The sequence below is a fragment of the Pseudomonas sp. TH04 genome (genome assembly GCF_016651355.1).
Taxonomy (GTDB): Bacteria; Pseudomonadota; Gammaproteobacteria; order Pseudomonadales; family Pseudomonadaceae; genus Aquipseudomonas; species Aquipseudomonas fluorescens.
The window spans coordinates 327,324-342,313 of record NZ_JAEKEA010000001.1 but is presented as its reverse complement, the minus strand read 5'-3'; the positions used below and the strand labels follow the sequence as shown (position 1 = coordinate 342,313).

General features: G+C 60.8%; 10 protein-coding genes and 1 pseudogene. 3 read left to right on the top strand and 8 right to left on the bottom strand.

Going from position 1 to position 14,990, the window contains the following annotated elements:
* Positions 1-19: 19 nt before the first annotated feature.
* On the bottom strand, positions 20-1,018 hold the full coding sequence (locus tag JFT85_RS01430; RefSeq protein WP_069551570.1) for a succinylglutamate desuccinylase/aspartoacylase domain-containing protein: 999 nt from the start codon (positions 1,016-1,018) through the stop codon (positions 20-22).
* 103 nt (positions 1,019-1,121) lie between these two features.
* Here JFT85_RS01430 and JFT85_RS28380 point away from each other — a divergent pair.
* Positions 1,122-1,661, top strand: a pseudogene (locus JFT85_RS28380) (TetR/AcrR family transcriptional regulator); the annotation flags it as partial.
* Here JFT85_RS28380 and JFT85_RS01425 read toward each other — a convergent pair.
* The 7 genes from JFT85_RS01425 to JFT85_RS01395 all read right to left on the bottom strand — a co-directional run bounded on the left by JFT85_RS01425 (position 1,617) and on the right by JFT85_RS01395 (position 8,867).
* Entirely contained in the window at positions 1,617-2,615 is a 999-nt protein-coding gene (locus JFT85_RS01425) for a DMT family transporter (protein ID WP_069551569.1), read from the bottom strand. The pseudogene JFT85_RS28380 and the gene JFT85_RS01425 overlap by 45 nt on opposite strands.
* Positions 2,612-3,310 carry an ABC transporter permease gene (locus JFT85_RS01420; protein ID WP_053256142.1) on the bottom strand — a complete coding sequence of 233 codons (699 nt, stop codon included), beginning with the start codon at positions 3,308-3,310 and terminating at the stop codon, positions 2,612-2,614. The genes JFT85_RS01425 and JFT85_RS01420 overlap by 4 nt, the downstream gene beginning before the upstream one ends.
* 7 nt (positions 3,311-3,317) lie before the next feature.
* Entirely contained in the window at positions 3,318-4,022 is a 705-nt protein-coding gene (locus JFT85_RS01415) for an ABC transporter permease (protein WP_053256143.1), read from the bottom strand.
* A gap of 1 nt (position 4,023) precedes the next feature.
* Positions 4,024-4,878: a transporter substrate-binding domain-containing protein gene (locus JFT85_RS01410; RefSeq protein WP_053256144.1), complete on the bottom strand. Its 855-nt coding sequence runs from the start codon at positions 4,876-4,878 to the stop codon at positions 4,024-4,026.
* Between the two features lie 24 nt (positions 4,879-4,902).
* Positions 4,903-6,897, bottom strand: coding sequence for an aminotransferase class I/II-fold pyridoxal phosphate-dependent enzyme (locus JFT85_RS28535; protein WP_201228929.1), 1,995 nt, complete (start codon positions 6,895-6,897; stop codon positions 4,903-4,905).
* A gap of 174 nt (positions 6,898-7,071) precedes the next feature.
* Positions 7,072-7,827 (bottom strand): CDP-diacylglycerol diphosphatase, encoded by a 756-nt coding sequence (locus JFT85_RS01400; RefSeq protein WP_069551566.1) that lies wholly within the window; start codon positions 7,825-7,827, stop codon positions 7,072-7,074.
* Between the two features lie 86 nt (positions 7,828-7,913).
* A complete protein-coding gene (locus JFT85_RS01395) occupies positions 7,914-8,867 on the bottom strand; it encodes an aldo/keto reductase (protein ID WP_169875396.1) in 954 nt (317 codons plus the stop codon).
* Positions 8,868-8,980: 113 nt separating this feature from the next.
* Here JFT85_RS01395 and JFT85_RS01390 point away from each other — a divergent pair, with 113 nt between their 5' ends.
* Together JFT85_RS01390 and JFT85_RS01385 are read left to right on the top strand one after the other, a co-directional pair.
* Positions 8,981-9,949, top strand: coding sequence for a LysR family transcriptional regulator (locus JFT85_RS01390; RefSeq protein WP_187601710.1), 969 nt, complete (start codon positions 8,981-8,983; stop codon positions 9,947-9,949).
* A gap of 117 nt (positions 9,950-10,066) precedes the next feature.
* Entirely contained in the window at positions 10,067-14,968 is a 4,902-nt protein-coding gene (locus JFT85_RS01385) for a glycosyltransferase (RefSeq protein WP_201228927.1), read from the top strand.
* Positions 14,969-14,990: the final 22 nt, after the last annotated feature.

The window sequence follows — 14,990 nt, the reverse complement described above, 5'->3', positions numbered from 1 at the left end:
GTTCAATCAGCAGCGGTTGCTACGGGTCGAGCACCCCGCCGCTGTAACTGTCGGATAACCGCGTGCCGGTAAACTTCGCCACCACCGCGCCCTGTGCCACCAGGCGTTCGCGGTGGGCCGTGAGCATGCGCCCGGTTTGTGGGGCATGCAAAATCACTTCTGACGCCGCATCCCCGGGCCGCCCGATGAGCCTGGCGAAACGCTCGCCCGCCTCGACCTGATCACCCAGGCCTTTCTCAAACACCAGCACACCGGCGCGGGGCGCCAGGATGGTTTCCATGCAGCCCATGTCCACTGCTTCGCCTTGCCATTCGCTGATGACCGCCACTTCGTCGATCACCCCGTTGATGCACAGCCACGCCCACAGGCCGTCGGCGTCCTGTTGCGCCAGGGCATCGCTGACGTCGGCCTGGCCACGCAATTCGACCGTGGCGGCCAGGCGCGGCGCGGCGTGATTGATGATGGTTTCCTCAAAGGAGCCGTCGCCGCCTTCATCCCAGACGATCACCACCTGCGCCTGCAGTGCCGCGGCCAGCGCCAGGCCTTGTTCGGGCCAGAAGCTGCGATGGATGTAGAGGTACGGCAATGCCTCATCGTCGGTGTGCAGGTCCAGCACCAGGTCGGCATCGGCGGCCAGTTGCAGCAGACTTTTTTGCCATTGCGCGAGGTTGCTCGCCGGGTGTTCCATCGCCAGGGCGTGATCGAAAGCGCGATTGAAGTTCTGCCCGGTAGCCTCGTGAAAGCGCCCCAGCAGTCGGCCCTGACGGAATTGGCCGATCCCAAACGGGTTGGCTTGCGGCACCACGGTCACCGTGCCTTTGAGGCGGCCCTGATCCCTGCAAGCTTGCAAACGCGGCAGCAGTTGGTGGAGCACCAGCATCCCGGCGATTTCATCGGCGTGCACGCCCGCTTGCAGGTGCACACGCGGCCCACTGCCGTCGCCGTCAAAGCGCCAGGCGCCGATGTGCAGCGCGTGGCCCGCATCGCCCGCCACCTGCCACGAAAGGTCGTTTGCCATGCCTTGCCCTCCTCCCATCATTTAATCGCTAGAGATTGAACACGCGTTCAACTAACCTGAGCATTCTGGTTTTTCATCACTGGTCTTCATCAAAGGCATCCCCGTGACCATCGACCCTCCCAAACTGCGCCGCGCCGACCCGGATGAACGCCGGGACTTGCTGATTGCCGCCACCCTGACCAGCCTCGCCCGCGACGGCCATGCGGGCATTTCCGTACGCCGGATTGCGGCTGAGGCCGGCGTTTCCGTGGGCTTGCTCAACCACCATTTCGGCAGCATCGACGCACTGATCGCCGAAACCTACCAAAAGCTCGCCAACGAATTGACCAGCGCGCTCTGGGCGCAAGTCGAACAGGCCGAAGGCGCCGCCGCGCGCCTGGATACCTTCCTCAGCGCGTCCTTTTCGCCGCGGGTGATGGACCCCGACCTGCTGGGCGTGTGGGTGGTGTTCTGGAGCCTGATCCGCCACTCGCCCCACGTGAACCAGTCCCACGAAAACAGCTACCGTGCCTACCTGGCATTGATCCAGCAGCTGCTGGACGACCTTGCCCGCAGCGAAAACCTGGTGATCCACGACAGCCATCTGGCGGCGATTGGCCTATCGGCGATGCTCGACGGACTCTGGCTTGAGGGGTGCCTCAACCCCGGCACTTTCAGCCCCGCCAACGGCTTGCACATCTGCCGATGCTGGGTACAGGGCTTGCGTTACGGTGCATTCGGCGCCGACCACATCGAGTGATTCGGGGTGGCGGGCGCTGAGCATGGCCAACGTCCCGCTGACTGCAATCAGCACTGCGCCGATGATCAGCGACAGGTCCATCGACGTGCCCCAGATCAGGCTGGATAACAGAAAAGCCCAGATCAACCCGGTGTACTCAAACGGTGCGAGCAAGGTCGCCGTGGCCCGCCGGAAACTCGCGAACAACAGAAACTGACCGATACCGCCGACCAGCCCCGCCGCCAACATGCCCAACCAGGCCGGGGTCGGCGCTGGGGTGTGCGTCCAGGGCAAGGTCAGGGCCATGCACACCACGAACACCACATTGGTGATGAGCATCTGCTCGAGCACCGAGGTGGTCGGGTCGACCTGGCGCAACTGGATATAGGTCAATGCCCAGCACAGCGCAGCGGTGAGGGTCAGGACGATCGGCACGGGGTCGAGCATAGTGCTCGGGCGACAGGCGATCACCACGCCGACAAAGCCGATGAGCAACGCGACCCATTGGCCACGGCTGGCGCGTTCCTTGAGGATCAGCGCAGCGAGCAACGTGACCATGATCGGCGCGGAGAAATACAAGGTGGTCATTTCCGCCAGGGTCAAGTCCTTGGCGGCGGTGTAATAAAGCAACCACGCCAGCAACGACAGCAACCCGCGAATGATCAGCAGCCGGCGGCTCACCGATGTGCATGCACGGCGCAATAAGCCCATGCGCCCAGCGATCACGCACGCGCCCACCACCACCAGGCTGCGCCAGAACAGAAGGGTGAACACCGAGTAATCAGCCACCAGCCATTTGATCGCCGCGTCCTGCAGCGCCAGAAACGCATAGGCCAGTGAACACAGGGCAATCCCTTGCAACGCGCGATCCTGTTTCATCCGAGCGACCTGCGCAGTGGCGTGCCGCGTCGTTCGGCGATGGCGTAAACGCCTTCGATCAGGAACGTCAGGCACAGGTAGACAGCGGCCACCAGCAACAGCGGTTGATAGATCTGCAACGTCTGCGCCCGCACCACGTTGGCCGCGCCCAGCAGGTCAACCACGGCAATCGTCGACGCGAGTGCGGTGGACTTAAGCAACATCACCGTCTCCCCCGCCAGGGTCGGCAGCAGCAGGCGCATCGCCCGGGGCAAGCGCACGCGCAACAACGCCTGGCGTGGCGTCATGCCGAATGCCGAGGCGGCCTCCATCTCGCCCTTGGGCACCGCCAAAAGGCCGCCGCGAATCACTTCACCAACATAAGCGCCCACCGACAGCACCAGGGCAAAGACGATGTACCAATACCCGTCGCGCAGGAATGGCCACAGGAAGCTGGTGCGTATCAGCGGAAACTGGGCGAACAAACTGCCCAGCCCGTAGTAGAAGATATAGATCTGGATCAACAGCGGCGTGCCCCGCAGCACACTGGTGTAGGCCAGCGCCCCCCGGGCCAGCCACTTGCGCCGTGACAAACGCGCCAACGCCACCAGCACCGCCAGGACGAAGCCGAGCACCGCCGAGATCGCCAGCAAGGACAAGGTAATCTGCAGCCCCTTGGCAATCAGCCCCGCGTAATCACTTATCCATTCAGGCATAGCCCACTCACTCGACAACCGGCATCCAGCGACGAATACGTCGTTCCAGGCGCCCGGACAGGTAGTTGGAAGCCAGCGTCACCAGGTAATACAAGGCGGCGGCCGTGAGGTAGAACAGTAAGTATTGACGGGTCGAACCCGCCGCCTGCTTGGCGGTGTAGAGCAATTCGTTGGTGCCGACCACACTGATCAAGGCGCTGTCCTTGATCAGGTTGATCCACAGGTTGGACATGCCGGCCAGGGCGTACGGCGCCATGATCGGCAGGGTCACCCGGCGGAACAGGCCCATGCCGCTCAAGCCAAAGGCCCGCGCCGCTTCAATCTGGCCATGGGGAATCGCCAGGATTGCCGCACGGAAAATCTCCGACGCGTAGGCGCCCTGCACCAGCCCCAACACCAGGATCGCCACCAGCGGGCCGCTGATGTTCACCTGCTCGAACCCCAGCCACAGCATCAACGCGTTCAGGCCCATGGAACCTGCGTAGTACAGCAGCAGGATCAGCAGTAACTCCGGCACCGCGCGAAACACCGTGGTGTAGCCGCGCATCAACAAGGCGATCGGGCGTGGCGCGCTGAGCTTGGCGCAGGCCACGACCAGGCCGATCAGCAACCCCACGGCAAACGCGCCGGCGGAGATTTGCAGGGTCATCCATAACCCTTTTAACAGCGCGTCACCCCATCCCTGTTCGCCGAAGCGGAGAAGGTCAAACATCTTATTCGGTCTTCTGGGCGATTTGCTGATAAGGGCTGTCGCAGACTTTGCTCACATACGCCGGGGTGTCGGCACGCTTGCACGGGCTGACCGACACGCCGAAGTAATGCTGGGACAGGTCATCAAAAGCCTTGCTCACCAGCAGCTCGCCGATGGCCGTGTCGAGGCGGGCCTTGAGCGCGGTGTCTTCCTTGCGTAAACCGGCACCGACGCCACGCCCGATGATCGGGTCGTAGGGCACGCTGGCGATGTGCGCCAGGCCACTGGCCTCGGGGGTCTTGACCATCATCGCGATCGCGGTGTCGTCAGCCATCATGTAGTCGATACGGCCTGCGATAAGGTCAGCGTTGGCCGATTCCTGGGTGTCGTAGTACTTAATGTCGGCGATGTTTTCGTAATACTTCTTCAGGTAATTGGCGCTGACGGTGGAGATTTGCACACCGATCAACTTGCCCTTGAGGCCTTGAGGGGTAATGTCCACCGTCGCGCCCTTGGGCCCCGCCACACCCAGCAGCGAGTCGTAGTAGGCGCGGCTGAAGGCGATCTGTTTTTCACGCTCATCGGTCACCGACATCGATGAGAAGATCACGTCGATCTTCTTGGCCAGCAGCGACGGGATGATGCCATCCCACGCCACTTCCTTGATCTGGCATTCGGCTTTCATGCCTTCGCAGAGCGTGTGGATCAGGTCCACTTCAAACCCCGACCACTCGCCATTCCCGCCTTTTACGGTGAACGGTGGATAGGGTTCCGCCGCCACCGCAAACACAATGGGTTTCTCCGCCGCCAGCGTAAAACCTGCGGCCAACATCAACACTGCACCGCCCAACCAGCTTGCCATGGGTCTTGAGTTCATGATTTGCCCCGTCTTTGTGTGGAGTTAGCGCGTTTGATGCGCGTTGACGAACTGCCGGCAACGCTCACTGCGTGGGTCGATAAACACCGAGTCCGGCGTGCCGGTTTCTTCGATCATGCCTTGGTGCAGAAAAGCGACTTTGGAGGACACATCCCGGGCGAAGGCCATTTCATGGGTGACCAGGATCATGGTGCGGCCTTCTTCGGCCAGAGAGCGGATAACGCGCAGCACTTCGCCGACCAGTTCCGGGTCGAGGGCCGACGTGGGTTCGTCGAACAGCATGACTTTGGGACGCATGGCCAACGCGCGGGCAATCGCCACCCGTTGCTGCTGGCCGCCGGAGAGAAACGCCGGGTATTCGTTGCGCTTGGCGGCGAGGCCGACGCGATCCAGCAAGGCTTCGGCGCGTTCGATCGCTTCGGCGCGGCTTTCACGCAGCACCTGGGTCGGGGCTTCGATGAGGTTTTCAAGCACGGTGCGGTGGGGCCACAGGTTGAAGTTCTGGAACACCATGCCGAGGGTCGAGCGGATGCGCACCAGTTGCTTGGCATCCGCCACCAGCGGCGCACCGGGCATGCCGTAATTGAGCTTGATGCTTTCGCCGTCGACATGAATGCTGCCTTGATCCGGCACTTCGAGCATGTTGATGCAGCGCAACAAGGTGCTCTTGCCCGAACCGCTGGCGCCGATCAGCGAGATCACCTCACCTTCGCGAGCCGTGAGGGAAATGCCCTTGAGCACGTCGATATTGCCGAAACGCTTATGCAGGTCGATGACTTCAATCATCTTCCTGGCTTCGACCGGCGGCAGCACTTCACGCGCTGGCGCAGCCGCGACACGCGGCTCACCGGCAAGCCGGGCAACAAACCCGGCAATACGCTGGCAAGCCTCGGCCAGGCGTGCTTCGCCCAGAGTAAACGACAACCGCACAAAGCCTTGCGCCGGCTCACCAAACGCGGCGGCATCGAGCACCGACACGCCCGCCTCTCGGAATAGCCGCCAGGCAAAATCCAATGAGCCCAGGCCGGTGCCGCGCACATCCATCAACACGAACATGCCTGCTTGCGGCGCCTGCACCTTGATCCCCGGGCACGCGCCGAGGCCGGCCACCACCAGGTCACGGCGCCGCCGGTAGATCTCGCGCATGCCCTGCGTCACCTGATCATGGGCCAGCACCGCCGCCGTGGCAGCCTCCATCACAAACCCGGGCAAGCCATAGAGCATGCTCAACACCAGGGTTTCTGCATGCGCAACCATCTGCGGCGCCGCGATGATCCAACCGATGCGCCAGCCGGTCATGGCATGGGATTTGGACAAGCTGCCAATCACGATGCAGCGTTCGGCCATGCCCGGCAGTGCGGCGAGGCTGTGGTATTCACCGTCGAACACCAGGCTTTCATACACCTCATCCACCACGACCCAGAGGTCATGGGCGTTGGCCAGGTCGGCGATGGCTTGCAATTCCTGCGGGTTAAGGACCACGCCGGTGGGGTTGTTCGGGTTAGAGAAGAAAATCGCCCGGGTACGTGGCGTAATCGCCGCGCCGAGCGCCTGCGCATCCAGGCGAAAACCCGACTCCGGCGAACACGGCACGCGCACCAGCGTTGCACCGCTGGCCTTGAGCGTGGCTTCGTAGGTGACGTACATCGGGTCGAGCACCAGCACTTCATCACCGGCTTGCAGCAGGCACAACGAGCTGATGAACAGCGCGTTCTGTGCACCGGGCACGATGATGACGTTTTCGGCAGCCACCGGCCGCGACAGGGTGTTGCTGTAGCGTGCTGCGACGGCGTCGCGCAATGGGGGGCGGCCAGGGATTTCGGTGTAGTGGGTATCACCGTCGCGCAGTGCACTGACGGCCGCGTCGGTAATAAAGGAAGGCGTGGCAAAATCCGGATCGCCGACGCTGAGGATGATGATGTCCTCACCCTGGCTGGCGGCGTGGAACGCGGCGTGGTGGATGTCCCAGGCGGCGACGCCCTGCCCTGCAATTCGCTCAACAAAGGGGGAAAACCGCATGCCAGAGCCTCTCGTTCAAGAAGAAAAAGCGCGAACCCGTTTGCGCACAAAGGGGTGGATGCGGTCAACATAGTGCAAACTGAACAGTCGTTCAATGGATACGTTTGCGGGGTGTCGTTTATCGAGCGAACAGGTCGCAGTCAGTGTTTTAACCACCTCGTCGCGACAGTGGGCTTAGCGCGCGGTCATCAGGTCACAGTGACGGTCCTGTAATTCCTCGGCCGACCCCAGGTTCAGTTCACTCAGTGCCAAGTGTGTGGTCAACAACACAAAACTGCCGTCTGCGCGGGGTGCCATCAGCAAGCTGTACTGGCTCATGCTCGCGCCCTGGGCATCGACATATGCACGCAACACGACCAAGGGGTCGAGCGCATCGGCGTCCGCCGCCGTCAGCGTGCGGGCACTGTATGTGTGCCCGATCAATCGAGCCGGCAGTACCCGCCATTGTTCGTTGAGGGTGCTGCTTTGCTGGGTGAGCACGGCAAAGATATCCGCGCGCAGGCAGGCGATATGCAGATGCAACTGGTTCTGCGTGCGGCCGTAACGGGAGTTGATCGCGACCGAAATGAACGCATCGGGAATCGGCTTTTTCAGGCCATCCGACAACACACTGCGGTGCCGCCAGGCTTGAGTAAAGTAATGCGGCAGCAAGTCACGGCCCAACGCGGCGTCTTCGATGCCGGTGATTTTATCCACCGGAATCAGCAGATCCTGCAGTGGGCCGTTGCGGTCTTTTAACAGGGTGTAGCCACGGTCCAGATCGACCGCCAGGCAAGGGCTGGGGGTGTGCTGCTGTTGCAGGTTGGGCACGCATTGCCGGCTGACGATTTGCCACAAGGCGTCGGGGTTGCCCCGCCATTGCCAGGCACCGAGCAACGCCAACCCAACCAACCCACCACCGACGAGCTTGAATACGGTACCGCGCTTCATGCAAAAACCTCTACACACAGGGAGGGTGTTTTGTTGCCGACAGCCCTGTCATAACCCTAACGTTTTAAGGGTGTCATCGAATCCGGCTAGCGCGGATTGTTCAGCTCGCTGGCGATGATACGGTCGATATGTGTCAGGTCTTCGGCGCTCAAGCGCCAGCCAAACGCCTCGTCGACCCCGTTCAGTTGCTCGGGAGTACGGGCGCCCCACAACGCGATGGTCGGGCCTTGGTCCAGTACCCAGCGCAAGGCCAGCGCGAGCACCGACTTGCCATGACATTCACGGGCATAGCTATCCAGCGCCGCCACGGCCGCCAGGTATTGCTCAAAACGCGGCGCGGTGAATTTCGCGTCGAGCGTGCGTTTGTCATCGTCGGCAAAACAGCTGGCCGCATGCAGGCTGCCGGTCAGCAAGCCACGGCATAACGGGCCATAGGCCAACACCACCAGCGAATGTTGCTTGGCATACGGCAGAAGGTCGCAGTCGATGGCGCGCTCAAACAGGTTGTACGGCGGCTGTACGGTGGCCAACGGGGTATGCCGGCTGAAATCGTTGATGTGCGCGCAAGAGCAGTGGCTGGCGCCGACGGCAAGGATCTTGCCCTCGCGGCGCAGGCTCTCCAACGTATCGGCAGTTTCCTGGCGGGCCAGCAACGCATCGGGCCAATCAACCTGGTACAGGTCGATGTAGTCCGTTTCCAGCCGCACCAATGAGTCTTCCACCGCTTTGCGAATGCGCTGCGCCGTCGCCTGGCGCCAAGGCGAGCCATCATCCCATTGCACGCCCGCTTTGGTGGCGATCACCGCACTGTGGCGCTGGCCGCGCAGTGCCTTGCCGATCAGCGTTTCGCAAAGGCCAAGGCCGTAGACTGGCGCGCTGTCGATCAAGTTGATGCCGCAGTTCAACGCATGGCGAATCGTTCTGATCGACTGCTCGTTATCCGCGCCGCCCCACAAATGCCCGCCCATGGACCAGGTACCGAGGGCAATCCGCGCGACGGGTTTGTCGATGCCGGCAATCCGGAGGGTCTCGATGTGCATTAAAAATGACCCCTGCCGGTAACGCGACGTATAAAAGCCATTACTCTAGATCATCCAAGGTTGAATAGGGCTCAACGCCGCATGCAACCGAACCGCTATAAAGGAGGCTTGTAATGGCGGCTTTCAATCGTTCCGAATTGGCCGATCTCAATGTGTTCATGACGATCATCCGGCGCCGCAGTTTTCGCCATGCGGCCCACGAACTGGGGGTCACCACGTCGGCGTTAAGCCATACCATGCGCAACCTGGAAACGCGCCTGGGGGTCAAACTGCTGTACCGCACCAGCCGCGCCGTGGAGCCCACCGACGCCGGCACCCTGCTCGCCGAAAAGCTGCGACAGGGTTTTGCGATGATCCAGGATGGCCTCGACACACTCGACCTGCACCGCGAATCGCCTATCGGCCGCCTGCGCCTCAACGTGCCACGCGATGCGGCGGCGCTGCTGCTGGCGCCGATCCTGGGTGAATTTACCAACGCCTATCCGCAACTGCGCCTGGACGTGATCGTCGAGGACGCCATGATCGATATCGTTGCCGAAGGCTACGACGCGGGCATCCGCTATGGCGCCACCGTGCCGCAGGACATGGTGGCGGTGCCGCTGACCGGGACGTTGCGCTGGATCATGGTCGCCTCGCCCGCTTACCTTGCACGCTGCGGTATACCGCAGGCCCCCCAAGACCTGCTGCAGCATTCGTGCATCCGCATGTACCTGGGCGATAAAACCCCCTACAAATGGGAACTGGGCAACGGCCCGAGGCAGCAACGTATCGACGTGCCCGGGCATTTCAGCGCTGCCGACACCGAGACCATCGTCAACGCCGCGCTGCAAGGCGTGGGGGTTGCTTATTGCCTATCCAACCGGGTGCAACAGGAACTGGCGGACGGCCGTCTGGTAGAGGTCATGCCGGACTGGGCCTGCCTGGGTCAACCGCTGTGCATGTACTACTCCAGCCGCCGCCAGTCACAGCCGGGGTTGCGCCAATTGATGGACATGATCCGCCTGAAAACCATCGGCTCGTCGCTGATGGAGCAATACATCGAGCCTGCGCCCGCAGGCTGGCCTGGAAGGAGCGAAATATAGGGTAACCACATAATCGGCGGGCCAAGGGAATCAATCTGCGTTGGGCGTTACGCAAGGGCAATGCTTCGTTAGCCGCTAAGGCCGAGGCTGTGTTTCCATACGCCATAGGACTGCCCCATGCACCGTATTTCCAATCAACTCATCGCCGCCCCTAACCCTGCTCCAGCCCTGCCTCTACTGCCGCCGCTTTCAAGACAAAAACGCGACACCGCTGCCCCGCTGGAAGAAGAGGCCACCACGCGTGCCGGCGGAGACCGGGCGTTGGCAGCGCAATACGCGATGGCCCTGAACCTGGCCGGGCGTCGTATCAAGGTTGATGACTTTGATTACATTCCTGCCCATTCCACCTTTGGCCAATGGTGGCGGCACTTACATGACACCTTCCAGTCACCTGACGTTCAGCAGTGGATTCGAGCCGAGGGTATCGACACCAGCACAATAAAAATCGACCCGGCGTCAGCTCAAATAACCTTCTGCCTGGAACGTTCCCGTGACCCGCAACGCACATTACACACCCTGGGCCAGGACGACAGCCAGTGGGCCGCTATCAGCGGGCCTATCCTTCAAGCAGCCCAGCTCATCGGCCTCAATTCGCACATTGCGCCTCCGGTCAATAGCCCGGACGTACCGGTGCCCTGGTGGCTAGTCGGGCGTTTTTATCAGGAATCGCAGACGCTGACCCTGGCTGGCATGCTCAAACGCGGCAACGAAATCAGCCGCAACCCTAACTTTGATCGCCTCGACCCAAGCCGCTGCGCGGATCAGATCAAGTCGACCAGCGAGGACGCCCTCCAGAATCAGCAAGCGATTCTGGGCGACATCCACAACCGCTACCGGGCAGGCGCTGTACTGCAACGCCTGGCGATGGCGCTGGAAAATGGCAGCGCACCGGTCGAGCAACTCCAGGCCGAGCTGCAACAAACGATCCCGCTTGCGGCCGTCAGTACCTACCGGTCAGGGGGCATTACCGCCGCCAATGAAGTCAGCCTGCAGCAATTTCTGCAGGACCATGGCTGGGACGTCCCCACCACCCCAGAGCAACTGCAGAACCTGGCCAGCGCCCTCCTCAGCACAGACCTCAAAGCCGCCGCCCATGGCAATCTGGGCGGCGCGCTGACGTGGCCCGAACCGCTTGCGCATGACCACCAGGCACAACTGAGGATGGCTATACGCGAAGGAACATTCGGCGACCTCACGCTGAAACCCTTCAAGCATGTCCTCGACTATCTGCTCAACGGCAGACCGATCAGCGCTGAAGAACAGCTCAACCCGCGGCCACTCATCGACAGTTTGGTCAGCTCCCCCAGAGGCAAGGCCCTGGGCGAGGCGATTCAAGCCACATTCGAGGCGCGCTCGGTAAAAGGCAGCGCCACCGACTGGTTGCTGGCGGCCTTGGGCGTGGGGAAATACAGCGACAGCCGCGGTGAAGCAAGTATTGACGGCTACCCACTGGTCTCAGCCAATAACAGCCACCAATCGGCATCTGCGGTGGTCAAGGCGCTGGAGGAGCATCTCTTCGCCAACGGCCTCGCCTCCTCCGTGCCGGCAGCATCAGTACAGGCCTACCTGATGCTCGCCAGTCGCGCACCGCAGTTTCTGGTCAAGGGCATCCCGAAACAAGTGACGATTGGTTCCCACAGCTGGGTCAGCTTCACCACGGCGGTTGCTCGCGAGGAAGCCAAAGCGCCAGGCTCGACAGCCCTCCGGGACTACTCGCAAATCATGCTGGCGGCCAACGCGGCACCGATCTCGCACGAGGAACGCCAGATTGAATATGCCGCCCAGAACGAGGCGATCAAAGCCTGGGCCGTTCCCAATGGTCTGGGCTATCCGACAACGGATACCGCCCTGTCCGAGGTGCGCAAAGCGTTCGACCAGCATGTCAGCGAAATGAGCGAAGCGGCCGCACTGCCGGACCCCGAGACGCCGATGACGAAAAAGATTGCCCTCGGGCATTTGAAAAAAGCCTTCCCGACCATTGACCCCGCGCTGTTCGAGAACAAGTGCATCACTTCGCAACCCTACACCCACTGGTACCCCGGCCCCTATTCACTGTTGGACCTGTACATCGATGGCAGAGCGCTCAGGTCGCCGCCGCCCGATTCCGATACCGGAAAGCCTGGGGTCTGGGTTTCATCATCCGACCAGATAGATATCAACGACGTGCTGCCAAGGCTCAAACCCTTGCCGGATCCAATCAAGCAGTTCAATGAGGACTTTCGCAATTACGCTGACGCGGTCAAAAAGATCACCGGCGCGCAACTCAAACTATTGATTTCCAAACTGCCGCTGGAAGACCGCCAGAATCTGGAGTTTGGCGAAATCGCCGTGCGCAGAGAAATTGACTACGACAGCCCCGATCAACCCCTGCGTACTGAAGCAGGCGTGCTGCTGGTCGAGACCCGGCGCACCGTCAACGGCCGAGTCAGCGTCATGACGTATGCAATCGACCGACTGCAGGGCACTGTCACCCGGCGACCGGGCAAGGTCTATAAAGAAAACCGGCCGACCGAGGGTTGGTATCCTGCACGAGGTAAACGATACGACAGGATAAAACCCGAAGGTCAGTACCCCGCTGGAATCACCGATGAAAGCCAGGCTGGCAATGGTGTGCCGAAGAGCGTTGCGAGTGCCAGAACCCAGTACCTGGTCGACGCAATGATCATGGACATGGAACTGCCTGCGGTGGGCGCCTATGCCAGGGGCACCACGACCTATCAGACGGAACACGCGACATACGAAGCCATCGGCGAGGCTATTCTGGGCCTGATCCCGTTCAGGTCCGCGATCAAGAATTTCAGCGAGGGCAAGACGGCTGACGGTGCGGTCGACCTGGCGTTCGATATTTTTGGTTTTCTGGTCGGTGTGGGTACCGCTGCCAAGGCCGCAAAAGGCGCCTTGGCGGGTGCTTCCGCGTTATCAAAAGCGGCCCAGGTGCTAAAGATTCTAGGGCGCGCGACCATTGGTGCGCTGAACCCGTTGGGCGGTATTGATGACCTCGCGCTGGGGGCCGCCAGGGGCGTAAAGTTTGTCGCCGGCAAGGCCCATAAAGGGGTCAATTACCTGCGCGGTTCGTACCGCAGTCTCAACCTGTTGGAATTGGCAAAAAAGGCCGATATCGCGGAAGGAACATTCAGGGCGCTCAACAGCACGCGCAGCAGCAAGGCCCTGGCTAAGTTCGATGAGGCAACCCATCAGTGGTACGCCCTGGATCCGCACACCAAACACGCCTACGGCAAACCACTGGAGAACTTCGTTCCGGATCTACCCAAGCCGGGCGACGCGAACAGTTTGCGCGCAATCGCCAGTGACGACGCAATCCAGACTGCAAGCGAACAGCACGGCCTGGCGGCAACCGGCACGGTCAAGGTGGGGCAAGAAACAGTCGAGCGCCAGGCGGTTATGTTTCAGGGCAATTGGCATGAATACGATACGGTAAAGAAACGAGCCATTGGCCCGCCCCTGAAAGACTTTAACCCCAACCGCATTGCGGCCAGTGGAGAAGTTCGCTCACTGGACGATCTACACGGCTATGAAAGCCGCTACATCGCGACCGACGAACTATCGCCCAAAGGCTTGCAGAACAACGTGTTTGTGGGCCGCAGTCGAAAGGAATATGTGAAGGTTGATGGCAGGCTGTTTGAGTCGCAGGTAAAGGACGGCCAGCGCGTCATCTGCCATCCGAAAGGCACGAGCCCCGATATACCTGTCACCGACCTGGGTTCGTCCGGGTGGGCACCCTCCTCCCGTGCCGAACGTCTGTTGGGCGGTGCGGGGGCTCCACCGACGCCTTTCAGGTTAGGGAATAGCACCTACGTCGTGCCGATGGATGATATCAAGCGTGTGGAAACCTCAGGCAGTCCATTCAGGATCAACTACAAAGGCGCCGATCAGGACGTTGCCTTCGACAGCGTGGCCGGCGCATGGAGAAGTACCGACGAACACGCTCCGCAGTATTTCTGGCGAAGTGGCAACGGCAAATGGCAAGGGGGAACACTTGAGGAATACAAAAAGGCTAAAAAAGTCAGCGCCCACCACTATCACTTTGTTGAGGTTTCCTCGATTCCCAGAATTCCAACACAGTTGGCGCCCGTGCCCAAGACCCTGAACTATTTTTGGGCAGGCCAGGAGCTGCCAGACAACCTGATCGATAACATCGCCAAAAACGCCACCCGCGCCCCCGCGTATAAATCAGTCCTGCACGTGGACGCCGACAGCCCGGCTGTGTTTGAACAGATAAAAAGCACACTCAAGGATAAAGTGCCTGGCGTGACGGTGCTCAACCTGAATGAAGATGCCGCATTCAAGCAGCTCATGAACGGCGAAATGTACAGCTACTTCCGACGCGGGCAAGGACAAAATCTGGCTGCAGCTTCGGATGTAGCCCGCTACCCAATCATGAATAAGCACGGTGGTTTTTACCTGGATACCGATGATCTTATCCAATCCAACGTCGATGCCGCCGCTGTAACTGCGGGCGCCGACGACGTGCTGCTCGGTGCGTCAGTGACGCACCACGTGACTGACTATAAATCCTTTTATAACACCAGCAACTTTGCTACTCGCCCCGCCAACCCAGTGCTTGACGAGGTGATCAAGGAGATGGCTAAACGGTTTGAGGCTAACAAAGCCTACTTTGCCGCCCATCGGCCAACGGCCACTCGAGGCCCGGATGGCGCTGTCCAATACACCCCGGAGTTCACAGAATATGAGGCGAACATATTCGATACCGTGGGGCCGAACCTGTTTAATGACATCCTTAGAACGAAAAGACCCGACATGTACGACCTGGGTTTGGATGGCCTCGGCAAAGAAGCAAAGCGCATCGATGGACAACTCGTCTCGCAGGGTCCGATCGTCAACATTGAACACAGCATGAGAGAGGCGTATACGCGTCAGGGCCTTGTGCCGCCAATCACACTGCGCTATCAGTTACTGAAGACCAAAGAGCATTACTTCCCGCTTAACTTAAAGTTCAGAGTCAAAATTGGCGCTAATCATTCCTGGGCCGATAAGTGATCGAACCCGATTGAACCTGCAC